Origin of the sequence: Archangium sp. Cb G35 (assembly GCF_001896145.1) — a bacterium.
In the GTDB taxonomy this organism is placed as follows: domain Bacteria; phylum Myxococcota; class Myxococcia; order Myxococcales; family Myxococcaceae; genus Archangium; species Archangium violaceum.
The window spans coordinates 114,909-137,958 of the sequence record NZ_MPOI01000021.1 but is presented as its reverse complement, the minus strand read 5'-3'; the positions used below and the strand labels follow the sequence as shown (position 1 = coordinate 137,958).

22 protein-coding genes are annotated in these 23,050 nt (G+C 69.0%); 8 read left to right on the top strand and 14 right to left on the bottom strand.

The window, feature by feature from the left end:
- Positions 1-31: 31 nt before the first annotated feature.
- The 9 genes from BO221_RS47535 to atpG form a co-directional block, all read right to left on the bottom strand.
- The gene (locus tag BO221_RS47535; RefSeq protein WP_073567571.1) at positions 32-1,075 is read right to left on the bottom strand and encodes an ADP-ribosylglycohydrolase family protein; all 1,044 of its coding nucleotides are present in this window, start codon (positions 1,073-1,075) and stop codon (positions 32-34) included.
- 159 nt (positions 1,076-1,234) lie between these two features.
- Entirely contained in the window at positions 1,235-1,492 is a 258-nt protein-coding gene (locus tag BO221_RS47530; RefSeq protein ID WP_043412244.1) for a hypothetical protein, read from the bottom strand.
- 2 nt (positions 1,493-1,494) lie between these two features.
- Positions 1,495-1,953, bottom strand: a complete 459-nt coding sequence (locus tag BO221_RS47525; RefSeq protein WP_043412574.1) for an Rrf2 family transcriptional regulator — start codon at positions 1,951-1,953, stop codon at positions 1,495-1,497.
- Positions 1,931-2,947 carry a 2Fe-2S iron-sulfur cluster-binding protein gene (locus BO221_RS47520; protein WP_073567570.1) on the bottom strand — a complete coding sequence of 339 codons (1,017 nt, stop codon included), beginning with the start codon at positions 2,945-2,947 and terminating at the stop codon, positions 1,931-1,933. Before BO221_RS47520 ends, BO221_RS47525 begins: the two co-directional genes overlap by 23 nt.
- A 20-nt stretch (positions 2,948-2,967) precedes the next feature.
- Positions 2,968-3,357, bottom strand: a complete 390-nt coding sequence (locus BO221_RS47515) for a group 1 truncated hemoglobin (RefSeq protein ID WP_073567569.1) — start codon at positions 3,355-3,357, stop codon at positions 2,968-2,970.
- A 301-nt stretch (positions 3,358-3,658) separates the two neighbouring features.
- Positions 3,659-4,063, bottom strand: coding sequence for a F0F1 ATP synthase subunit epsilon (locus BO221_RS47510; RefSeq protein ID WP_073567568.1), 405 nt, complete (start codon positions 4,061-4,063; stop codon positions 3,659-3,661).
- A 31-nt stretch (positions 4,064-4,094) separates the two neighbouring features.
- The gene (locus tag BO221_RS47505; RefSeq protein ID WP_073567567.1) at positions 4,095-4,637 is read right to left on the bottom strand and encodes a hypothetical protein; all 543 of its coding nucleotides are present in this window, start codon (positions 4,635-4,637) and stop codon (positions 4,095-4,097) included.
- Positions 4,638-4,667: 30 nt separating this feature from the next.
- Positions 4,668-6,113: a F0F1 ATP synthase subunit beta gene (gene atpD, locus BO221_RS47500; protein ID WP_073567566.1), complete on the bottom strand. Its 1,446-nt coding sequence runs from the start codon at positions 6,111-6,113 to the stop codon at positions 4,668-4,670.
- A 115-nt stretch (positions 6,114-6,228) separates the two neighbouring features.
- Entirely contained in the window at positions 6,229-7,137 is a 909-nt protein-coding gene (gene atpG, locus BO221_RS47495) for an ATP synthase F1 subunit gamma (RefSeq protein WP_073567565.1), read from the bottom strand.
- Between the two features lie 214 nt (positions 7,138-7,351).
- On the opposite strand from atpG, the gene BO221_RS47490 reads away from it, so the two are divergent.
- From BO221_RS47490 to BO221_RS47475, 4 genes are all read left to right on the top strand, one after another.
- Positions 7,352-7,774 (top strand): response regulator, encoded by a 423-nt coding sequence (locus tag BO221_RS47490; protein WP_073567615.1) that lies wholly within the window; start codon positions 7,352-7,354, stop codon positions 7,772-7,774.
- A 106-nt stretch (positions 7,775-7,880) separates the two neighbouring features.
- Positions 7,881-8,510 (top strand): vancomycin high temperature exclusion protein, encoded by a 630-nt coding sequence (locus BO221_RS47485; protein WP_369866215.1) that lies wholly within the window; start codon positions 7,881-7,883, stop codon positions 8,508-8,510.
- A gap of 99 nt (positions 8,511-8,609) precedes the next feature.
- Positions 8,610-8,882 carry a hypothetical protein gene (locus BO221_RS47480; RefSeq protein ID WP_073567563.1) on the top strand — a complete coding sequence of 91 codons (273 nt, stop codon included), beginning with the start codon at positions 8,610-8,612 and terminating at the stop codon, positions 8,880-8,882.
- Positions 8,883-8,897: 15 nt separating this feature from the next.
- Positions 8,898-10,034 carry an AI-2E family transporter gene (locus BO221_RS47475; RefSeq protein WP_233166580.1) on the top strand — a complete coding sequence of 379 codons (1,137 nt, stop codon included), beginning with the start codon at positions 8,898-8,900 and terminating at the stop codon, positions 10,032-10,034.
- A 52-nt stretch (positions 10,035-10,086) separates the two neighbouring features.
- On the opposite strand, the gene BO221_RS47470 is transcribed toward BO221_RS47475, so the two are convergent.
- Positions 10,087-11,622: an SMI1/KNR4 family protein gene (locus BO221_RS47470; RefSeq protein WP_073567561.1), complete on the bottom strand. Its 1,536-nt coding sequence runs from the start codon at positions 11,620-11,622 to the stop codon at positions 10,087-10,089.
- Positions 11,623-11,812: 190 nt separating this feature from the next.
- Between BO221_RS47470 and BO221_RS47465 the strand changes: the two genes are divergently transcribed.
- From BO221_RS47465 to BO221_RS47455, 3 genes are all read left to right on the top strand, one after another.
- Complete coding sequence (locus BO221_RS47465; RefSeq protein ID WP_073567560.1) at positions 11,813-12,352, top strand: hypothetical protein; 540 nt, start codon at positions 11,813-11,815, stop codon at positions 12,350-12,352.
- 121 nt (positions 12,353-12,473) lie between these two features.
- Positions 12,474-13,169, top strand: a complete 696-nt coding sequence (locus tag BO221_RS47460) for a DUF4142 domain-containing protein (protein WP_073567559.1) — start codon at positions 12,474-12,476, stop codon at positions 13,167-13,169.
- Positions 13,170-13,230: 61 nt separating this feature from the next.
- On the top strand, positions 13,231-13,575 hold the full coding sequence (locus BO221_RS47455) for a co-chaperone YbbN (RefSeq protein WP_073567558.1): 345 nt from the start codon (positions 13,231-13,233) through the stop codon (positions 13,573-13,575).
- Here BO221_RS47455 and BO221_RS47450 read toward each other — a convergent pair whose 3' ends face one another.
- The 3 genes from BO221_RS47450 to BO221_RS47440 all read right to left on the bottom strand — a co-directional run bounded on the left by BO221_RS47450 (position 13,576) and on the right by BO221_RS47440 (position 16,732).
- Positions 13,576-14,625 carry a hypothetical protein gene (locus BO221_RS47450; RefSeq protein ID WP_073567557.1) on the bottom strand — a complete coding sequence of 350 codons (1,050 nt, stop codon included), beginning with the start codon at positions 14,623-14,625 and terminating at the stop codon, positions 13,576-13,578.
- Positions 14,626-14,932: 307 nt separating this feature from the next.
- Positions 14,933-15,931 carry a Gfo/Idh/MocA family protein gene (locus tag BO221_RS47445; protein ID WP_073567556.1) on the bottom strand — a complete coding sequence of 333 codons (999 nt, stop codon included), beginning with the start codon at positions 15,929-15,931 and terminating at the stop codon, positions 14,933-14,935.
- Between the two features lie 3 nt (positions 15,932-15,934).
- Complete coding sequence (locus tag BO221_RS47440; protein ID WP_143196109.1) at positions 15,935-16,732, bottom strand: hypothetical protein; 798 nt, start codon at positions 16,730-16,732, stop codon at positions 15,935-15,937.
- A gap of 314 nt (positions 16,733-17,046) precedes the next feature.
- On the opposite strand from BO221_RS47440, the gene BO221_RS47435 reads away from it, so the two are divergent.
- Entirely contained in the window at positions 17,047-19,029 is a 1,983-nt protein-coding gene (locus BO221_RS47435) for a M3 family metallopeptidase (RefSeq protein ID WP_369866226.1), read from the top strand.
- A gap of 19 nt (positions 19,030-19,048) precedes the next feature.
- Here BO221_RS47435 and BO221_RS47430 read toward each other — a convergent pair whose 3' ends face one another.
- Positions 19,049-22,993 carry a serine/threonine-protein kinase gene (locus BO221_RS47430; protein WP_073567553.1) on the bottom strand — a complete coding sequence of 1,315 codons (3,945 nt, stop codon included), beginning with the start codon at positions 22,991-22,993 and terminating at the stop codon, positions 19,049-19,051.
- Positions 22,994-23,050: the final 57 nt, after the last annotated feature.

Below are 23,050 nucleotides of genomic sequence, written 5' to 3'. Positions count from 1 at the left end.
GCAAGCAGGGGCCCGGCTCCGTACCGGCTTCTCAGCGGCGGCGTTTCGGGTGGTGCTGCTGGGCCAGCGCGGTGGCGAGCGTCTCGCGCACCTGCCGCGCCTGGAAGAGGCGGTCCGCCGTGTCCAGCAGCGTGTCCGCGTACAGCACGTTCTTGCGCAGCCGCGCCGGAATGGCCGCCGTGCCCAGGTGCGCTCCCACCAGGGCCCCCGTGCACGCCGCGGCCACGTCCGCCTCGCCGCCGCAGCGCAGCACCAGCTCCACCGCCTGGCGGAAGTCGTGCGGCACCTTCAGCGTGGCGTACAGCGCGGTGAGCAGCACCGGCACCACGTGCGGCGGCAGCCCGTCCACGCCCTTGAGCTGGCTGGGCGGCACGCTCACCTTGCGCAGCTGCGTCAGCGCCCGCGCGGGGTCCCACGTCAGCAGCCGGGGCAGGTGCCGCAGCTCCTCGGCCAGCTCCTTGTCGTGCGCCGCCGCCGACAACGCCAGCTCCTCGCAGAACTCCGCGGGCGTGAGCGGCTCGCTCGTCGTCAGCCCCAGGGCGATCGCCTGCGCGAACGCGGCCGCCGCCGCCGCGCACGTGGGGTCCTTGTGCGTGAGCACCGTCAACACGCCCGCGTCGTGGCGGATGCGCACCCGGCTCTTGCTCTCGAAGAGGCCCACCACCACCGCGCGGCTGAGCACCGAGGGGCACTTCACTCCCAGTGGCGCCCCCGCGCTCATCCACGGCGTGCCCTGCGCCAGCTTCTGCAGTGCCTCGGCCAGCTGCTTGGGCGGCTGGAGGATGATGCCCTCCTGCCACAGCCACGCCAGGTGCGCCGCCGCGCTGCGCCCGTCCACCTTGTTCTCGCGGATGACGCTCTCGGCCGCCGCCAGCATCAGCTGCGTGTCATCCGAGAACTGGCCCTTGGCGAACTTCCCCCGAGGCCGAGGCGCGAAGTCCTCCGCCAGTCCAGGCAGGCGCGTGAGGCTCGCTGGAGGCACGCCCCGCAGGGGAAACCCGAGGGCATCTCCGATGGCGAGTCCCAGGAACGCCGCGTGAAACCTGTCCTGGCGTTCGGCGGGGGTCAGCGACATGGGGAGCGGCAAGATAACCGAGCCGCGTTCCGTGACTAGCCCCGAGTTTCATCTCCCCGTGAGTTCCCCGCATGCCGGCGCATAGCTTGGGTGAAGGTCGCTCTCCCACCACAAGGAGCTCGGACCCACGAGGCACTGGCACGCGACATGCCGGGGGCGTCAGCCGTCGCGACCGAGGTTGACAACCGCCTGCAGTCTCGCCAGGACCGCCTGGGCGCCCTGGTGCAGGTGCTCGCCGTCCCAGAGCGCGGGCGTGCTGTGTCCCCCGAGCTCCTTCCACGCCGCCTGCGCCTCCTCGAAGGCGACGTTGCGGAAGCGCACCCGATCCTCCAGCGCGTAGTCCACCACGTAGCGGCGCGCTTCCGCCGAGGTCGGCTCCGCGATGCGGTGGAAGAGCTCCAGCACGGGCCCCACCATGCTCAACCCACCTCGGCGTTCGCCGCGGGCTTGAGGAAGTAGGCGGACAGCTTGCGCGGACTGCGCCGCACCAGGTCTTCCAGCGTGTACTTGTCCAACGTGGCCAGGAAGGCGCGCGTCGCCTCGTTGAGCACGCCGATCAATCCACACGCCGGGGTGATGGGGCAGGTGTTCGTCTTCGGATCGAAACACTCCACGATGTGGAAGTCCGGCTCCATGCGGCGCACCACCTCGCCCACGGAGATCTCCGCCGGAGCCCGGGCCAGCACCACGCCGCCGGAGCGCCCCGGCCGCACCTCCACGAAGCCGTGGCGGCCCAGCCCCTGCACCACCCGGACGAGGTGGTGCTTGGAGATACCGTAGGCACCGCTCACCTCGCCCGTGGAGATCACCCGATCCGGGTTGACCGCGAGGTACAGCAGCACGCGCAGCGCGTAGTCAGCGTGAAGCGTCAGATGCACGGCCCGAGACCTCCACTCCTTCCTGCGGCGGAGGAGTGCTCGGGAGGAACGCATCCGCGTGGAGGTCCTTGAGCGACAGCCCGGCGAGGAAAAGCTTCTTTCTCAGGGATAGCACCAGCGACGGGTCGCCGCACAGCCAAGCCCTCCAACCGGCCGGCCGGGGGCACGATTCCTTGATGGCCGCGTCCAGCGCCCCCACCGTCACGCCCACTCTTTCTTGCCCCTTGAGAACGCAGGGGCGGTACTGGAGCTGACTGTAACGGGATTGCAACGCGCGAAGCTCCTCCACGAGGTAGAGCCCGGAGGCCTCGAGCGCACCGTGGAAGAGCCAGATGGGCCCGGTATGCCCCTGCGCCAACGCGTCCTGGAGGATGCCGTACAGAGGGGCCAGGCCCGTGCCCGTCCCCGCGAGCAGCAACGGTTGCTCCGGCCGCCCCGGCACGTAGAAGCACTCGCCCGCGGGGCCCTGCAACTCCAACGTGTCCCCCGGCCGGGCCTCGTCGAAGAGCCACCCACTCATGCGGCCTCCGGCGGTACGGCGTACGTGCAGCTCCAGTGCCTCCTCGTGCGGCTGGCTCGCGAGCGAGTAGCTGCGCGCCAGCCCGTCCGCCCGGATCAGCGACACGTACTGGCCCGCCCGGTACTCGAAGGCCTTCTCCGGGCGCAGCCGCACGCACAGCACGCTGTCGCTCAGCCGCTCCAGCGCGGCGATGCGCGCGGACACCCGCAGCTCCGCGCCCGCCCCCGCCACCTCGAGTTCACCTTCGGGGTGGCACGCACACGAGAGGAAGTAGCCCCGGGCCTTGAGCGTGTCCTTCAGCCCCATTTGGGCCTTCGCCGGCACCTCGCCGCGCTCGGCTCGCATCAGGCAGGACTGGCACGCCCCCGCCCGGCACGAGTGCGGTACCCGCACGCCCCCCCTCAGCAGTCCGTCGAGTACCGACTCGCCCTCGTCCAGCCCGTACCACTGGCCCTCGAGCTTCACCCTCGCCATGTGCGTGCCCCCCCTCGGAATCAGCGGTTGAGCACGTCCGCCCGCGCGCTCTCGGCGATGGCGAGCACCTGATCCACCAACGGCTGCGCCACCCCCAGCTCCAGCAGCGTCGCCGACAGGTTCTCCGCCACCGCGTTGAAGTGCGTGTCGTTCAGCCCGCGCTGCACCAGGTGCGCGTGCCCCTTGCGCATGTCCTTGCCCGAGTACGCGCTCGGCCCCCCGCACACCATCGTGAGGAACGCCTTCTGCTTCGCCGACTGGCGCTCCATGTCCACGTCCTCGAAGAAGTGGCTGATGCGCTCGTCCGACAGCACCTTCCGGTAGAAGAGATCCACCGCCGCCTCCATGGCCGGCTCCCCGCCGATCTGCTCGTACAGGCTGCTCTTCTTCTCCGCGATGTTGGTGCTCATGCGCTCGCTCCCCGGGCCGCTCGTGGACCCTCTGTTTCGATGCATCTCGAATGCATCTTTAAATGTGCATCTTGAATGCGCCTTTTTTGGCGCCACGTCAAGTGGAACGCTCGCACGGACGGTGAATCGGGGGAATAAGGGGGGTGGAAACGACGAAGCCCCCGATGCCTGACGCCCGAAAACGCGGGCATCGTGCACGGGGGCCTGGTTTGAAGCTCGGGGTGGGAACCCGGGGTCCGGGCACCCTCACCCCGTCCCTCTCCCGGGGGGAGAGGGGTGATTGGGGGAGCGGGGTGATGGCTCAGCGCATCGTCGCGGCGCTCATGCGCGCCGTCTCGCGGCGCACCGTCGCCTGCTCGATGTCGAAGCGCACGTCGTCCGACGACATGCCGCGCAGCCGCTCCTGCGCCTCCTGCATCCGCTTCTTCGCCGCCTCTACGTCGATGCCCGTCACCGCCTCCGCCACGTCCGCCAGCACCAGCACCTTGTCGTTGCTCACCTCGACGAAACCACCCGCCACGAAGTAGTACTCGCGGCGCCCTCCGTCGATCAGCGTCAGCGGCCCCGGCTCCATCAGCGACAGGAACGGCGTGTGGCCCGGCCTCACGCCGAACAGGCCCTTGCCGCCCGGAACGATCGCCTCGTCCGCCTGCACCGACAGGATGCGCTTCTCGGGGGTCACAATCTCGACCGTCAGCTTGGCCATGGGCTTCCGTGCTCCCTGCAGTACCGCTTTTTCAGAAGGTCAGCTGGTGGGACTTGCTGCCCACCGTCTCGAACTCGATGCGCCCCGCGTCCGTCAGGCGCGGGCCCTTGCCCGGTACCCCGAGCACGCCCTCCAACCACTTGAGGTGCTGTCCCAACTGCCGCACCTCCGACACCTCGCGCGGGCTCACGAAGTTCATCAGGCGCCGCTCCTGCAGGCGCCCCTCGCGGCCATACTGCTCGGCCACCACCGTGTTGGCCCACGCGGGCACCTTCTTGTACTGCTTCCCGCTCAGCTTCACCGTGCCCTTGGGCGCCAGCGGGAACATGACCCACACCCGCTCTCCATCGTTGGAGACGAAGTACAGGTCATCCACCCCGCCCACGCACTGCTTGAGCGTCCACACCGGGCCGCTCTCCTTGGCCACCTCCAGCGTGCACTTCCCGGCGGCATGCTGCACCAGGCGCACGGTGAAGGTGCCATTGGCACTCACCCGCGCACGGCTGGAGCGCTCCTGCCCGAGGGCCGGGAGCGCCACCAGCGACAACACCAGGATGAGGGCGGAACGCAGCACGGGGGCTCCCTCCCAGGCGGAAACGGCCGGCTAGGCCGCCGCCAGCTTGCGGGCCTTCTCCATCACCTCGTCGATGCCACCCACCATGTAGAAGGCGGACTCGGGGACGTCGTCGTGCTTGCCGTCGGCGATCTCCTTGAAGCCCTGGATGGTGTCCTGGAGCTTCACGTACTTGCCCGGCGAGCCGGTGAAGATCTGCGCCACGAAGAACGGCTGCGACAGGAACTTCTGGATCTTGCGGGCGCGCGCCACCACCTGCTTGTCCTCCTCGGAGAGCTCGTCCATGCCGAGGATGGCGATGATGTCCTGCAGCTCCTTGTAGCGCTGGAGGATGCCCTGGACCTTGCGGGCCACCGCGTAGTGCTCCGCGCCCACGACGTCCGGCGAGAGGATGCGGCTGGTGGAGTCGAGCGGATCCACGGCCGGGTAGATGCCCAGCTCGGAGATGGCGCGGTTGAGCACCGTGGTCGCGTCCAGGTGGGCGAACGTGGTGGCCGGCGCCGGGTCCGTCAGGTCGTCGGCGGGCACGTAGATGGCCTGCACCGAGGTGACCGAGCCCTTCGTCGTGGAGGTGATGCGCTCCTGGAGGCTGCCCATCTCCGTGGCCAGCGTGGGCTGGTAACCCACGGCGCTCGGGATGCGGCCCAGGAGGGCGGACACCTCGGAACCGGCCTGGGTGAACCGGAAGATGTTGTCGATGAAGAGGAGCACGTCGCGCCCCTCGATGTCGCGGAAGTACTCGGCGATGGTCAGGGCCGTGAGGGCCACGCGGGCGCGGGCGCCAGGCGGCTCGTTCATCTGGCCGTACACCAGCACCACCTGGCTCTCCTCCAGGTTGTCGATCTTGATGACCTTGGACTCCTGCATCTCGTGATACAGGTCGTTGCCCTCACGGGTGCGCTCGCCCACGCCGGCGAACACCGAGAAGCCACCGCGCTCCACGGCCACGTTGCGGATGAGCTCCTGCAGGAGCACCGTCTTGCCCACGCCGGCGCCGCCGAACAGGCCAATCTTGCCGCCACGGGTATAGGGGGCGAGCAGGTCGATGACCTTGATGCCGGTCTCGAACATCTGCACGCGCACGTCCTGCTCGGTGAACGGAGGAGGCTGGCGGTGGATGGGCCAGGACTCCTTGGCGCTCACGGGGCCCTTCTCGTCCACCGGATCGCCGGTGACGTTGAGGATGCGGCCCAGGGTGGCCTTGCCCACCGGCGCCTGGATGGGGGCGCCCGTGTTCTTCACCGGCGTGCCGCGGCCCAGACCCTCGGTGGAGTCCATGGAGATGCAGCGCACGGTGTTCTCACCCAGGTGCTGCGCCACCTCGAGGGTGAGGTTGTCCGCCTCGGTGCTGATGTTGGCGTTGGTCAGCTTGAGGGCGGTGTACACCTCCGGCAGACCGCCGGGCGGGAACTCCACGTCGACCACAGGTCCGAGAACCTGCGTCACCTTGCCTACCGTCGGAACTTGAGCGCTCATGGAATGTTCTTCCGTCCCTCGTCAAAATTGTGGCCCGGGGGATGGGCGGGCCCCCTCTACAGGTGGCCTCCCCCAGGGGTCAAGCTTCGCGGCCCCAAGGCCAGAAGCGGAACTTCTACTTCAAAGACTCCGCGCCGGACACGATCTCCATCAGCTCCTTCGTAATGACCGCCTGGCGGGTGCGGTTGTACGTGAGCGACAGGCTGGCGATCATGTCCGAGGCGTTGCTGGTGGCGTTCTCCATGGCGCTCATGCGGGCGCCATGCTCGCTGGCGACGCTCTCCAGCAGGGAGCGGTACAGCTTGATGGCCACCGCCTGGGGCACCAGCCGATCCAGCACGTCCTGGCGGCCCGGCTCGTACTTGAAGTCCACCAGGGCGGGGGTGGGCGAGGCCACTGGGGCGCTCTGGCCGGCCTGGGCCGCCGTGGGGGCGCCCACCGAGAGCGTCTGCAGCGGCAGCAGCTGGGCCAGGGAGACCTTCTGGCTGATGGCGGAGAGGAACTCGTTGTAGACGACGTAGACGGCGTCCACCTCGCCCTTCATGAAGCGCGCGCTCATCTCCTCGGCCACCTGCGAGGCGTGGGTGTAGTTCAGCCGCTGGAAGAGATAGCCGAAGTCCTTGCGCATCTTCTGGCCGCGCTGCCGGAAGAAGTCGTTGCCCTTGCGGCCCACGGTGGAGACCTCGATCTCCATGCCGCTGTTCTCGTACAGGAAGCGGCTGGCGCGCCGGATGACGTTGGAGTTGAAGCCGCCAGCGAGGCCGCGATCCGAGGTGAGCAGCAGCAGCTCCACCTTGCGCACCGGACGGGACGTCAGCAGCGGGTGGGCCAGCTCCTCGCCGCCGGAACGGGTGGTCAGGTCGGAGATGATCTGATCCAGCATCTGCGCGTAGGGACGCGCGGCGATGATGGCATCCTGCGCCTTACGCAACTTCGCTGCGGAGACCATCTTCATGGCCTTGGTGATCTGCCGCGTGTTCTTCACCGAGCGGATGCGCTTGCGGATATCGCGAAGGGACGCCATGGGGCCACCAACTCCTCTGGAAACAGGCCTGAACGCGGCCCCCTATATAGGCGGTATGGCGGCCGGTCAACCGTGGCCTTGAAACTCGGGGCACCCCCCCGGGGCCCTCCTGGGGCCGGGGCCGGGCATCCAGGCGATTCCACCGGGGGTGCCACCCTGGTCTCCCGGGCTTAGCCTTCGAGGGCAGGTTCCCTCATCGGTGGAGCGCGAGATCATGGCCTCCCTGCGTGGCCCGGTATTGATCGTGGAGGATGACCCGGACATCCGGGAGTCGCTCCAACACTTCCTGGAGACCCATGGCTACCCGGTGGTGGCCGCCTGCCATGGGAGGGAAGCCCTCGAGTACCTGAGGCGCGCCCCCCGGCCCTCCATGGTGGTGCTGGACATGAACATGCCCGTCATGGACGGCAACCGGCTGCTCACCGCGCGCAAGGGGGATGACACCCTGCGCGCCATCCCCGTGGTCATCCTCTCGGCGGCCCTGGCGGGGATGAGCGCGAGGGACAGAGCCCTGTACGCCGCCAGCTATGGGGTGGCCGCCTTCCTGGGCAAGCCGGCCGACCCCCGGCAGGTGCTGGAAGCGGTGGAGCGGCATGGTTTGAGGACGGAGGACACGAGCGCTGGTGTCCCCGTGTGAGCACCAGGCGAGAGAGCTGCTTCCATCTGGGAATGAAGGGACGAGAATGGGGCTCCCGGCGGTTTGGCCGGGGACCATGGGGAGAGGCGGCAAGAAGGCGCGAGCCTTGCGCAGGTGGGTGCTGGGGCTGCTGGCCATGGGGCTGGCGGCTGTCCTGGGCGTGTGGGTCGTTTCCTTCTACGTGGAGAAGCGCTACGCGGACCGGATCATCCCGCGCGCCGAGGCCCCCCAGGCCCCGGTGGCCCTGGTGTACGGGGCGGGACTGGCCCCCGGAGGCGTGCCCTCGGCCGTGCTGGCCCAACGGCTGGACGCGGCCATCGCCCTGTACCGCGCGGGCACGGTGGACTCGCTGCTGCTCAGCGGGGACAACTCGGACCCCTTCCACGACGAGACGCGTGCCATGGTGCGTTATGTGCTGGAGCGGGGCGTGCCTCCCGAGGCGGTGGAGGAGGACGACGCCGGCCTGTCCACCTACGACAGCTCCGTCCGGGCCCACACCGTCTTCGGGGTGCGCGAGGCGGTGCTCGTCACCCAACGTTTCCACCTGACGCGGGCCCTGTACATCGCCAACTCGGTGGGCATCGACGCCTGGGGGGTGGCCGCCGACGAGGGCCGGCCCCGCACCCGGCGCTACGCCATGCGCGAGACGTTCTCCCGGGTGCTCGCCCTGGGCATGGTGCTGTCCAAGGCGGAGCCCCGCTACCCCTCCGGCCGGACGCTGGCCTCGCCGCGCTGAGCCACCTGACAGGCGGGCGTCCCCGCTCTGTTGCGTGGAATCCCCCGGGTTCGCACCGTTGGGTCGGGCAGCCAACCCGGCGTGCTCGGAGGAAACACCATGCGATTCAAGAAACTCGGTTCCGAGGACGTGGGTGAGTCCGAGTCCCTGCGCAACCGGGACCCCGTCACCGGCCAGGAGCACATCAACTTCACGGATCAGGAGCTGACGGCCACCCCACCCCTGGAAGAGGACCCGGACTACCGGGACATCCTCCCGGATCAGATTCACGAGTTCCGGCGGGGTGACGAGGAGGAGCAGGAGGAGGAGATCACCGCTCGTCCCCGGGAGCCGCTGCGTCCCATGCCTCCCAACGATCTGCCGGAAGGCTAGACGAGGGGCGGGCCCTTGGAGACTCCCCGCCGGCCCCGCTCCCAGGTGACGCCCCGCACGGTGTGGACGGTGGCGTCGCACGTGCTGGCACTGGTGGCCGTGCTGTGGCTGCTGACCCGGGTGTGGACGGTGTTGTCCTGGGTGATGGTGGCCCTGTTCCTCGCGCTGGCGGCGCATCCGCTGGTGCGCTGGATGGAGCGGCACCAGGTGCGCCGCGGCGCGGCGGTGTTCTCCGTGGCCCTGCTGGGGTTGGGCCTGCTCTCGGCGCTGCTGATGACCCTGGTGCCGATGCTCCTCGAGCAAGGGCTCGCGCTGGTGCGGGCCGCACCCGACTACATCGACCGGCTCCAGCACCTGTCGTGGGTGGAGAAGCTGGACGAGCGCTATGACGTCGTCGACCGTGTCTCCGCGGAGCTGCGCCAGCACATCCCCATGGCCCCCGGGCCCGTCATCGGAGTGGTGACGAACCTGCTGCAGAAGCTGGCGGCCGTGGTGACCATCTCCGTGCTGACGGTCTTCTTCCTGCTGTTCGGCCCGGACCTGTTCGACAAGACCCTGCAGTGGGTGGAGCCATCACGCCGCGAGCACTGGCGCGGCCTCGCGCACGAGATGCACCGCACGGTGGGCGGCTACGTGGCGGGAGCGTTCCTCATCTCGTTCATCGGCGGGGTGGTGACGGCGGTGTCCACGCTGCTGCTGGGCGTGCCCTACTTCATGGCCCTGGGCCTGGCCATGGCGGTGCTGGGGCTCATCCCCTTCATCGGCTCCACCCTGGGCCTCTTCCTGGTGGCGGGGACGACGTTCGCCTCGGTGGGAATGAAGGAGGGCTTCATCGCGGTGGGCATCTTCGTCGTCTACCAGCAGGTGGAGGGCAACCTGCTGCAGCCCCTCATCCAGCGCCGGACGTTGAAGATGAATCCGCTGCTCATCGCCCTGGTGATGCTGGTGGGCACCGCACTGGCGGGCCTCCTCGGCGCGCTGCTGGCACTGCCCATCGCTGGCGCGGTGCAGGTGATTCTCGAGGACCGGCTGGCGCGGCTGCACGAGCAATGGCGCACCGGCAAGGACGGAGTGACCCGCGTCATCCTCGCCCCCGAGGACCAGGGAACCCGCCCACGGCCCCCCGCCGAGCCTCCCTTGATTCAACACTGAGTCCGCTCCCCTCTCCTGACGAGAGGGGAGCTCGGACAAGCGGCGATGCGGCTCAGCGCCTGCCGCGCGCGGCGGCCTTCTTCGCCGGGGCCTTCTTGGCAGCGGTCTTCTTGGCCGGAGCCTTCTTCGCCGGGGCCTTCTTGGCAGCGGTCTTCTTGGCCGGAGCCTTCTTCGCGGCGGCCTTCTTGGCCGGGGCCTTCTTCGCTGCCGCCTTCTTGGCCAGAGCCTTCTTGGCCGGAGCCTTCTTGGCCGGAGCCTTCTTCGCGGCGGCCTTCTTGGCCGGAGCCTTCTTCGCGGCGGCCTTCTTCGCCGGAGCCTTCGCGGCCGCCTTCTTGGCCGGAGCCTTCTTCGCGGCCGCCTTCTTGGCCGGAGCCTTTGCCGCCGCCTTCTTGGCCGGAGTCTTCGCGGCAGGAGCTTCCGCAGCCGCCTTCTGGGCCGGAGCCTTCGCGGCGGCCTTCCTCGCCGGAGCCTTCGCACCAGCCGTGGACGTGGTGCCGCCAGTCATCGTCATCGTGGCGACGTTCGCCACGGCGACAGCCGTCTTCGCGGCCCCCTGCGCGACTTCGGCAGCCGTCTCCACGGCGTCCTGAGCCACGGCAGCAGCCTTCTTCACCGCACTCCGAATACGGGTCACGGGCGCGGGCTGCACCTCGGGAGCCGCCTGCCGGAGCTGCACCACCCGGCGCTCGGCCGCCGCGACCACAGGCTTCCGCAACTCCTCGTCGGCCTCTTCCTCTTCGGCCTCTTCCTTGCCCTCTTCGGCCTCTTCCTTGCCCTCTTCGGCCTCTTCCTTGCCCTCTTCGGCCTCTTCCTTGCCCTCTTCGGCCTCTTCCTTGCCCTCTTCGGCCTCTTCCTCTTCGGCCTCCTCCTCCTCGCCCTCTTCGGCCTCTTCCTCCTCAGCCGCCTCCTCGCCCTCTTCGGCCTCTTCCTCCTCGCCCTCTTCGGCCTCCTCCTCGCCCTCGTCGGCCTCTTCCTCCTCAGCCGCCTCTTCTTCCTCCTCCGACTCCTCCTCGGCCGCCGCCTTCGGACGCGCGTCCTCGTCGTACTCCACGGACAGGTCGCTCAGCGCCCCCTGCACCGCCGAGAGCGCACGCGCGAACGTCCTGTCGCCGAACTCCTCCACCTCGGCCGGAGGCACCAGCACCTCGAGCATCGTCTGCAGCGTCCGGTACAGCCGCAGCTCGCGCTTCTCGGTCTCCCAGGTGCCGTAGATCCAATCATCCCCCGACAGCGGCTCCGCCCAGCCAGGCAGGGGACTGTCGGCCTGCTCCACCATCGCCGACTTGCGCGCGGCGAAGAGCTGCCGGTGCGGCCCCTTCACCCCGATGCGCCACACTCCCGCGGCCGGCAGGCTCTCCAGCTTCAGCCGCGTCTTCTCCAACACGCTCGGCGCACCCTCGGGACCATGCAGCGGAAACAGCGTCACCTCCCCCTGGAGCTCACCGCCGTCGAACGTCCGGTACAGCGTGCCGAGTTCCTCGGGGAAGGGCACCCCGCACTCGGTCTCCGCCCTCCGGACATCCTCGGCGCCCACTCCGGCCGCCGTCCGCTTCGCCGACTTCTGAAGTCCCTCCAGCCACTCGTACATGTCCCCTCCGTCGAGGGCCCCAACTTATGGCGCCCGGGGCCTGCTGCGCAGTGTGCCTCGTCGGATATTGTGCACCGCCACGGCCCGCGCGGGCAGCCTTTCCGCACTCCGCAGCCGCCAATTCCGTATGGATTCCGCCATGAATTCAACCCACGGGACTTCCCACCCCCATCCCTTTCCTGGAGCCTCCATGCCCCTCGTCCGCGCCCTCCTGCTGCTCCCCCTCGCCCTGTCCCTGATCGCCTGCGGCCCCAGCCACGAGGGCACCGTGACCTACGAGGTGAAACTCGATGCCGCTGGCGTGATCGGCGGCACCATCAACGACAGCCTCCACCTGGACTCCACGAACGACCAATGGACGGCCTTCCTGTCCCAGGCCCGCTCCACCCTGGGCGAGGCTCCCTCGCGTTTCGAAGTCACCCAGGCGCGCCTGCAGCTGAATGTCACGAAGTCGAAGAACGTGGGCATGATCCAGGACGTGCTCTCCGGTGACGTGGCGGCCTTCCTGCGCACCAGCGAGACCGGTACCCAGGTGGACATCGCCACCCTCCAGAACCCCCGGGGCAGCGCCCAGCTCGACATGGACACCACCCGCAACGCGCTGGAGTCCCTGGACGCCAACCTGGCCCGGGGCGACTTCCTCCTCGGGCTGCGCGGAGGCACCACCCGCACCTCCTCCAGCGACTTCGAGGCCGTCATCACCCTCACCCTCGACATCACCGCCCGCTGACCGGCACTCCAGGGTCCCCCTCCCCGGCCGGAAGAGCCTCGCCCGGCCGCCTGCCCTCCCCTGGCCTCTCCACCCCTCCCGAGCCCAGCTTCCCCGAAAAGGTTCGAAAGGAGTGGGTCACATGAAGCGCTCGTGGGGACGGTGGGCAGTGCTCGGCTCGATGGCGATGGCCCTGGGGTTGGGGGGCCCGGCGATAGCACAACCCCCGTCCCACAAGACGGGGGACATCAAGGCGGACCAGGCCCACCGCGTGGGAATGATGATGGTCGCGGACGGCGCGCCGGCCTTCCTCGCACAGCTCCGGGCCATCAACGAATCGGAGATCGCCCTTGGCGAGCTCACCGTGCAGAAGGCAGCCAATCCCGCCGTGAAACAGTTCGGCGAGCACATGGTGAGCGACCACCGGACGACCAACCAGCAGCTCCTGGACTTCGCGAAGCAACGCAACCTCCAGCTCCCTGCCCGGCTCCAGCCCACCAACGACGTACAGACCCGCCTCATGAACGCCACCGAGGCCAGCAAGGCGAAGCTCACGGTGCTGGCGCCTCCCCTCTATGACCAGGCGTACCTGGCTTTCCAGGTGGCCAACCATGACGAGGCCATCCAGCTCGTGATGCTCGGCCGGCAGCAGTACCCCGAGCTCGCGCCACTGCTGGACAAACTGCTCCCCAAGCTGCGCGAGCACCGGGACCGGGCCTACCAGTTGCTCGGCCAGTCCCAGCCCCAGGCCCAGGCCGGACAGCCACAACCGGAACCCCAGCAGCCGGCCCAGCCCGCGCAGCGTCAGGCCCGCCCGCCCGCAGGGGAGCGCCGCTGAGCCACCCTGGCGCCCGCTTCCCCGGTTGAAGCGGGCGCCTGGTGCCGTTAGTCACGGGGGCATGTCACATCCCGTGAGCTACGACGCGACGACGGAGAACTTCGACGCGCTGGTGTTGGAGCCGAAGGACGAGCTGGTCGTGGTGGACTTCTGGGGACCCGGCTGCCCCAACTGCGACATCTACGCGGCCGCCGAGCCTTCCCTGCTCTCCGAGCTCGAGGGCGCCCGCATGCGCGTGGTGAAGGTGAACGCGTACGAGCACGAGGAGCTGGCCCGGCGCTTCGGCCTCTTCGGCATCCCCACCTTCCTGCTGTTCCGCGACGGCAAGCTGCTCGGGAAGATGAGCCAGTACTACGGGCGCGAGTACTGGCTCGGCGTCATCCGCGACCACCTGCCCAGCGCCTGACTAGCGGCGCAGCTCGGGGAAGGGCGAGGTCGGCGAGCTGTAGCGCCCGGTCACCATGGACCAGCGCACGTTGCCGTGGATCCACGCCTTCATCCCCTCCACGTACGAGAGGACACGCGGATCCACCGGCCCCTGCTCCAGCAGCGCCTCCTCGCACGCGAGGAACGCGTCCGTGTCCGCGTTGATGACACCGATGGCCGCGTGAATGGACGCCTCCAGCCCCAGCCGCTGGTTGACCCGCAGCACGTGCACGAAGTTGTTCGGGTTGCGGTGCCAGAGGACCTCCTTCTCGAAGGAGAACAGGTCGTTGGTCAGCCCCACCACCCGCGCGCACAGGTGCCGCAGCCGCTGGACGAGCGGCTGCTGGAAGAGCGCCTCGGGCAGCTCCTGCCCCTCGTGCGCGAACTCCACCAGGTCCAACGCCGTGTACATCGCCGAGTCCATGGAGCGCTGCTCGATGTAGGGCTCGAGCTCGGGCACGGTGCCCGCCGCCCAGTGACGCGCCGCCGGGAGCGTGCCCCGGTAGAGGTAGTCCTCCACGTCCCGGGTGAAGCGCTCCAACCACACCTCGCTCGCCAGACTGCCCATGCGCTCGCGCAGGTGGCGGGTGAAGCGCTCCAGCGGCGTCGCCCGCGCGCGCAGGGGGCCTCCGCGCAACACCTTCAGACAGGACTCCACGTACTCCTGGAGGTACTCCGGACGCTGGCCCACCTCCTCCTGCTCGTCGGCCTGGTCATCGAAGAGGAACAGCCACACGTGCCAGTCGTTGCAGACCTCCAGCCGCTCCCGCGTGCCCCGCGGATAGGTGTAGGCCGTGAGCAGGCCGAACTGGCTCGCGTCGAAGCGCCTCACCGCCGGCTGAACCCTCGGCAACAGCTTCACCGCCAGCACCCGCGTCCGCGTGGCCCGGTCAATCGCCCTCGCGTGCAGGCTCGGCTCCGAGCTCCAGGACACGGGCAGCCTCAGTGTCGACAGGCTGGGCCCGCGCAGCAGCGTCTCCTCTTGCGACGGGGGAAACGCGGCGAAACCGGACGGGAGAACGGAAAGCATCGGAACCTCGAGGCGGGCGGGGGGACCCTGGGAGAGACTCTCGGGCAGTGAGACTATAATGCTGAACCAACACTGTAAAACAGATTCCATTTTCTCATGGTAAGCCCGTATTCAGGGCCTCCATGAGAGCGCCAGGAACTCATTCCCGCCTCAGTGTACCCTGGTGTCGCACTTTGTCGCTATTCGGGGGACTCATTTCCTCAATCACCGGGAGCGCTAGAGAGCTGACGGCGGGTGTGGGTGGCGGCAACCCGAAGAGGAGTCACGGGCCTCCCGCTGTCAGGCACTGAAAGGAAGGTGCGCGCGTTCAGTCCATCAGGATGCGGCGGCCACCATCCTCCGAGGCCAGGGCCGCCGAGAGGATGCGCTGCACCGTGGCCGCCTCCTCCACCGAGGCCAGCTCCGCGTCCACCCGTGGCGGCTGCCCGAGCATCCCGAGGAAACGCCGCGCCGTCTCCACATGGGCCTGGGCCCAGGGCTCGCGCTCGCCAGGCCGGGGCTCCAGTCCGGGTGACAGATCCCTCCACGCACCGGACTCGAAGCAGCGCACCGGCGAGACACACCACCCCTCGCGCGCGGGGATGAAGCCGCCGGAGAAGCCCGCCTCCCAGTCCTCGCCCAGCAGGGACCAGCCGCCGTGCAGCCCCGGCTCCGGACTGGCCGCGTGCGTCAGCACCAGCACCGCCCCGCTGGAGAGCCCCACCTGGAGCGCCGCCGTGTGCACCGGCCGGCCCGACAACGACGCCTGCACCCACGTGGGCGAGGCCCCCGTCAGCCACAGCACCGCGTCCAGCAGGTGCGAGACGCCTCCGAAGTCCGCCGAGCGCCCCACGCGGGCCCCGGGCTCCAGCGCCTCCGTGGGGACGAAGCCGTTGCGCACCGTGATGACCAGGTGGTGTGCCCTGTGCTCCCCCAGCCACGCCCTCAGCGCCCGCAGCGGCGGCAACATCCGGTAGGGGAAGTTCACCACGCAGGGACGCTTCGCGTGCCGGGCCCGCTCGACCAGGGCCGCGGCGTCTTCATGGGTGAGCGCCAGCGGCTTCTCGCAGAGCACCGCGCACCCCGCGTCCAGCGCCGCCTCCACGTGCGCCCGGTGCAGCGCGTCCGGGCTCGCCACCACCACAACGTCCACCGCCGCGCACAGCTCGCGGACGTCCGCCGTGGCCAGGGCGATGCCTTCCCGGTCCGCCACCTCGCGCGTGTGCGCCTCGTGCTGGCCGCACAGCGCCACCACCTCGGCCCCCGCCGCGCGGAAGGCCCCGACGTGCATCAGCCCCCACTTCGTTCCGATGACGCCGATACGCATGCGCTATCCGCCGCAGCCGATCCGCTGCGTCCCGATGATGATGTCGTCGTACCAGAGCTCGTCCTGCTCGCCGTGGTACGTCTCGAAGCCGAACCACGCCTTCCCATACTGCGGCGACCAGGTGCTCAGGTTCTTGTTCCAGTTCGTCGTGTGCAGGCCCGAGACCTCGTTCCCGTCGAACCACACGCGCAGCTCGTGCCGCGCCCCATCGAAGAGCGCCTCCACGCAGTGCCACTTCCCCGCCTGGAGCTGGATGCCCTGCGAGGGCTGGCCCCACGGGCCCGAGAGCACCTCGTACTCCGTGCCCGGATGGATGAGGTTCGCCTCGAGCACGTACTGGTGGAAGCCGATGCGCACCATGCGCTGGTTGTCCGCCGAGCCTCCTCCGAAATACGTGCTGTGCCCCTCGCCCATCCCGTTCTTCGAGCGCAGGAAGACCCGCGCGTAGAAGCTGTTGTGCTGCGGCGGGAAGGGCGCCGTGGTCGAGAACAACACCGAGCGGTAATTGCCCGTGCCGGTGCCGTTGACGTACACCGACTTCGAGCCCGAGTGCGCCTGCGAGCTGTCGATGGCGATGTGGCCCTTCTGCTCGAAGATCTGGACCTGCCACGTGGACGCATTGGGCACACTCCCCAGCGCTCCCCCCTCGAAGTCGTCACAGAGCAGCACGCCATCCACGCCACACGCGCGCACTCCCGGCCCCGTGCCGGGTAACGAGGGGTTGGGGGCGTTCGGGTCACAACTCCAGGACACTCCGAGGGCACAGAAGAGCCACAGCCACGAGCCACGCCGTTGATTCATGGTCACCACGCCTTGTGGGTCAGGGGGCGCTCAGCCTAGCGCCTCGTGCACCCGGGTGGAGCGGAGACGTCCTCGGGTGGGAACCCGGGATGCCCGGCGGGAGATGCGGACAGTGTGGCCACCTACTCCCTGTGTCCTCGCTGTTTCCCTGTGTCCTCGCTGTCGCCCCGGCCTGCTTCCGGCTGCGGTCTCCTCCTCCCGGCGATACATTCCGCCCTCCGTTTCCCCGCTGTTTCCCCCAAGGAGTCGTCTTGAGAATCGCCGCATTCACCCTCATGGCCGCCCTGGGCGCGGCCGGTTGCTCCCATTCGACCATGACGAAGCCCGAGCCCTCCGCCTCCGTCCAGGCCGAAACCCGCAAGCCCATTCCTCCTCCCGAGGGCTCCAAGCTCGTCTCGGGAACACTCGAGGCATTCAACGCCGCCTGCTCCGCCGACCTGGAGCGCGCCCGGGCTCGAATCGCCTCCCTGAAATCCCTCGAGGCCTCCGATGGCCGCGCCATCCTCGAGGCTTATGACGAGGCCACCGCCGCGCTCGGCGCCTCGCTCAACCGCTCCAGCCTCACTCGCGAGGTCCACCCTCAAGCCGCCTTCCGCGACGCCGCCCGCGCCTGCGAGCAGAAGGCCGATGCCCTCAACGTCGACATCTCCCAGGACCGTGGCGTCTATGACGCCCTGTCCGCCGTGGACCTCTCCCAGGCCGATGCCCCCACCCGCTACTGGATGGAGCGCACCCTGCTCGAGTTCCGCCGCGCCGGCGTGGACCGCGATGACGCCACCCGCGCGAAGGTGAAGGCCCTCAACGAGGAGATCCTCAAGCTCGGACAGACCTTCACCCAGAACATCTCCGAGGACGTGCGCAAGGTGGAGCTGGACCCGAAGGAGCTCACCGGCCTGCCCCAGGACTTCATCGACAGCCACAAGCCGGGAGCCAACGGGAAGGTGGTCATCACCACCAACTACCCCGACTACTTCCCCTTCATGACGTACGCCCGCGATGGCAAGGCGCGCGAGAAGGTGTGGCGCACCTACCGTCAGCGTGCCCACCCGAAGAACCAGCCGGTGCTCGAGCAGCTCATCGCGAAGCGCCACGAGCTGGCCACGCTGCTGGGCTACCCCACCTGGGCCGCCTTCGTCACCGAGACGAAGATGACGCGCACCCCGCAGGTGGCCGCGGACTTCATCGACAAGGTGGCCGCCACCGCCGAGCAGCGCGCGAAGCAGGAGTACGCGGACCTGCTCGCCCGCAAGCAGAAGGACGATCCCAAGGCCACCACCGTGGAGCCGTGGGACCAGGACTACTACGAGGACCGGCTCAAGGCGGAGAAGCTCGGCTTCGACTCGCAGGCGATGCGGGCCTATTTCGAGTACGGGCGCGTGAAGCAGGGCGTGATGGACATCACCTCGCGCATGTGGGGCATCACCTACGTGCCGGTGAAGGACGCGGCGGTGTGGCACCCGGACGTCGAGGCCTATGACGTCATGGAGAACGGCGCGCTGCTGGGCCGCATCTTCCTGGACATGCACCCGCGGGAGGACAAGTACAAGCACGCGGCGCAGTTCGACCTCGTGGCGGGCCAGGCCGGCAAGCGCTACCCGGAGGGCGCGCTGGTCTGCAACTTCCCGCGTACGGGCGCGCTGATGACGCAGGACGAGGTGGAGACGTTCTTCCACGAGTTCGGCCACCTGCTGCACCACGTCTTCGGCGGCCGCCAGCAGTGGAAGGGAATCACGGGCATCGCCACCGAGTGGGACTTCGTCGAGACGCCCTCGATGCTGCTGCAGCAGTGGGCCACCAACCCCTCCATCCTCCAGCAGTTCGCCCGCCACCATGAGACGGGCGAGGTGATTCCGGCCGCGATGGTGGCGAAGCTCCGGGCCTCGAAGGAGTTCGGCAAGGGCCTGTGGACGCGCCGGCAGATGTTCCTGGCGGCGGTGTCGCTGGACTACTACTCGCGCGCGCCGGGCTTCGACACCACGGAGGCGCTCAAGAAGCAGCAGGAGAAGCTCAGCCCGTTCCGCCACGAGTACCGTGACGGCACGCACTTCCAGCTCGCCTTCGGGCACCTGGAGGGGTACTCGGCCGCGTACTACACGTACGTGTGGTCGCTCGTCATCGCCAAGGACCTGGAGACCGAGTTCCAGAAGAACGGCTACCTGGATACGGCCACCACGATGAAGTACCGCAAGACGGTGCTCGAGCCCGGTGGCTCCAAGCCCGCCGCGGAGCTGGTGAAGGACTTCCTCGGCCGGCCCTACGGCTTCGAGGCCTACCGCGCCTACATCGACGCGCAGTAGGAGTTCCTGGGGCGAAGCCCTATGCCGAGGCTTCGCCCCAACGCTGACGGGCCAACGCCAGCGTCCGGGCGTTCTCGGGCACCTGGCGCAGGAAACGCTCGCGCGCCTCGGGCTCGGGAAAATCGCTGGCGCGGGCCCTCACGCACCGCAAGGCCTTGCGCAGGGCCTCCTCTCCCGCACTCGCATCCCCCTGCGCGAAGCAGGCTTCCGCCAGCGCCAGGTGCATGGCCACCGCATGTACCCCCTCGTTGCGCATCCCCTCCAATTCCTGTACGCCCAACTCCGCCACCTCCCGTGCCTCCGCGGCGCGTCCCTGGGCACGCAGGATGCCACTGAGGACCGTGCGTGCGTAAGTCATGTAGACCCGGAACGGCGCCAGGAGCTCACACGCCTTGCGTGCCAGGGATTCGGCTTCGCTCAGCGCGCCACCCGCCGCCTTCATCCGCGCCAGCAGGGCGTGGCTCACTTCTGACACGATGAAGTAGGTGCGCGCCCCCTCCACCACCTCGAGCGCCAAGGCGTGTGCCTCCTGCCGCTCTCCCTCCTCGGGACTGTCGGCCAGCACCAGGCTCAAGTGCAACAGGGCCCCCTCCACCAGGGAATGATGCTCCGCACGCCTGGAGGTCGCCAACACATCGCGCAGCACCTCCACGGCTCGCGGCAGTTCTCCCATCGCAGCCAGGCTGAGCCCTGACAGGGTCTGCATCACAAGCGCGTTGCGCTCCGAGCCCACCGCGCTGAAATCCCGCTCCCCCTGCTCGGCCAGCTTGACGAGCCGCCACGGACAGGCCTCGAAATAGTAGGAGGCGTGGCCCTTCAACATGCTGGCGACTCCCCGCGCCAGGGGAGAGTGGTCCATCACGTCGGCACCCACCTCCATGAGCCGCTCGAGCAGCGCTTCCACCTTCCGCCGCTCGCCGGAGAAGACGAACACAGCGCCCATGAAGGCGATGGCCTCGATATAGGCCTCGACCGCCTTGGGCTCCGGTATGGTACGCAGCAGCATCTCGCCCAGCCTGGCTGTCAGGTCCGGACGCATGGAACTGGAGCTGCCGAAGATCAGGCTGCCCATCAACCTGCACCACAACGGGCTGCCCGCCTCGAGTCCGGCCAACGCCGGGATGCCCAGCTCCAGGGCATTGGGCATCTGAGCCCTCCAGAAGAACACCACGGACTGGAGCGCCCGCAGCCGGGCGAGGTCCTCCCCACTCACACCACAGGCCACGGCCGCCTCCACGCACCGCAGCGTCTCCTGCACGTTGCTGCGCGCGAAGAGCCGCTCGGCGGCCTGGGTGTAGAAGTAGGCGGCACGCTCCAATTGCTGCCCCCACTGGAAGTGCGTGGCGAGCACCAGCGCATCCGGCTCTCCCATCCGCGCCAACCAGTCCCCCGCACGCTGATGGCCCAGGGGCCGCTGACTCTCGGGCACCAACCCGTAGGCCGCGTCCCGCACCAGCGCGTGGCGGAACCGGTACTCGGTGGCGGTGGCGAAGTGGCTGTCGGGCAGCGGCTCGATGACCTCCTGCTCCACCAGCAGCCGCAGGTGCTGCTCCAACTGGGACGGCTCCGCTTGTGGGCCCAACAGCGCTCCCACGCCCTCCAACCAGAAGGCACGGCCGAAGATGCTCGCGGCCAACAGCACCTGACGCTCCCCCTGCCCCATCCGCAGCAGGCGCGCCTGCAATACCGCCAGGACCGTCTCCGGAGCCTCCTTCCCGCGCCCTTCCGCCGCCATGCGGATGAGCTCCTCCAGGAACAGGGCATTGCCGTCCGATTGCTCCACCGCCCGCTGCACCACGGACTCGGGCACCCGCGGCCCCAACACTTCACGCACCAGCCGGGCACACGCCTTGCCGCTCAACCCCTGGAGCGGTAACTCCTGCAGGCGCCTGGCCCACAGTCCCGGGAAGAGCTCCTTCACCTCGGGCCGGGCCAGCGCCAGCACCAGGAAGGGCTGCCCGGCCAGGTCCCGCAGCAGCCCGTCCACCAGCGTCACCGTCAACGCATCGCCCCAGTGCAGGTCCTCCAGCACCAGCAGCACCGGCTGGTGGGCACACTCGGCCGTCAGGAAGGCCCCCAGCGCCCGGCCCACCTGCGCGCTCATCAGCCGCGGGTCGCCTCGCGCCGCACGCAGCCGGGGACTGTCCTCCTCGGGGAAGGGGATGGCGCACAGCTCGCCCAGGAACTCCACCGCCTCCTGGGCCTTCGCCTCGGACAGGTGCAACGCCACCCGCTGGTACAGCTGAAGCCGTTTCTCCTCCAGGCTCCCCCCCTGCCCCACCGCGCACAATCTCCGCAGCGCCTGACCCAGCAAGCAGTACGAGGCCCCAGTGCTCATCGGGTCCCCGCGCCCCAGCAGCACCAGCGGCGGCTGTTCCTTGCCCTCCAGTCGGCGGAGGAATTCGTGGCGCAGCCGGGACTTGCCCGCACCGGGTGAAGCCGTCACCAACAGGGCCCGGGCGGCGGAATCCTCCACACACGTGGTGAAGGTGAAGTCGAGCAGTGCCAATTCCTGCTCCCGGCCCACGCAATGGGTGGGCTTGCCCAACAACGGCCGGGAAGCATCGGCATTCAGCTGCTCACCTTGCAGGATGAACGTGCCCGAATCGGAGCGGGAGAGCTGGAAGCCCGCCCCGAGCAGCCCCGCCGTGACATCGTCCATCAACACGCAGGCGGAAGGAGCGCTCTCGAGCTGGCGCAGCAGCCGCCCCGCCCGGTCCATGGCCTCGCCCACCGGCATCCGCTCGCCGAGCACGCCCAGACCCATGGTCAACACCACCGCGGCTTCCGGCCAGCGCTCCTTCAGGGTGAGGGCACAGCGCGCCGCGAGGGCCGCCTGGTCCGTGGCCGTGCCGCGCTCCAACACCACCGTGGCCACCAGCGAGCCATCCGCCAGCAGTTCCACCTGGGCACCGCGAAAGGACGCCAGCTCCGTGCGCAGCGAGTCACGCAGCGCGAGACCCTGGTCCCAATCCGCCGTCTCCTCGCGCGACCTGGCATCGAGCGACACCAGGAGGACACTGACGAGCGTCTGCTCGGCCTGGGGCCCGCTGTCGAAGCGTGGCTCCGTCCCGGCCCGCGGCGGCAACAGCTCGGGAACCGACTCCAACTCCCCGAGCGCTTTCAACAGGCTGGAGGCATCCGGCAACCTCCGCCGCGGATCCTTCGCCAACATCTGATCCACCAGCACCTGCACGCCCGCGGGCAGGCCCGGGCGCAACGTCTTCAGACGCGCTGGCTCGGCGTGCAGAATCTTGGCCAGTGTGGCCGCGAAGTGCGGCGCCGCGAAGGGGGGCTTCCCCGTGAGGCACTCATACAGCACACACCCCAGTGAGAAGATGTCCGCCGCCGGAGGAATCTCCGGCGCACTGGAGGCCTGCTCCGGTGCCATGTACCCCGGCGTCCCCACCACCGTGCCCGTCCCCGTCACCACCGTGAGTGCGACATCGCGGGCCAGACCGAAGTCCAGCAACACCACGTCTTCGGGCCGGCCCCCTCTCAGGAGGAGGTTGGAGGGTTTGAGGTCGCGGTGGACGATGCCTCGTTGATGAGCCGTGGCGAGCGCCTCCGCGGCCCGGCGCACCAGGGACAGCGTTTCGGGCAGGTCGAGCGGCTGGCGGGCCAGGCGCCGTGACAGGTCCTCCCCTTCGAGCCACTCCATGGCCAGATAGGGTTGGCCCGCTTCGATGGAGCCATGCGCCACATAGGAGACGATGCCGGGGTGACGCAGTTCGGCCAGCAGCACGGCCTCCCGGTTGAAGCGGTAGGCGATTTCCGGTGAGGTGACGCCATGCAGCAGCTTGAGGGCGACTGTCCCGCCGGTGGAGGAATCGACAGCGCGATAGACGAAGCCCATTCCTCCACGGCCCGCCAGGGATTCGAGAATGAAGCGGCCAGCAATGACCGTGCCCTTTGGCAGGGTCCCGGGTGGGTTGGCGGGTGAAAGGGCGGTCTTGTCGTCCATGGATATGCGGCTGTTCTCCGCTGGCAATCATATCCACGGCTTCGTTCATGCCCGAAG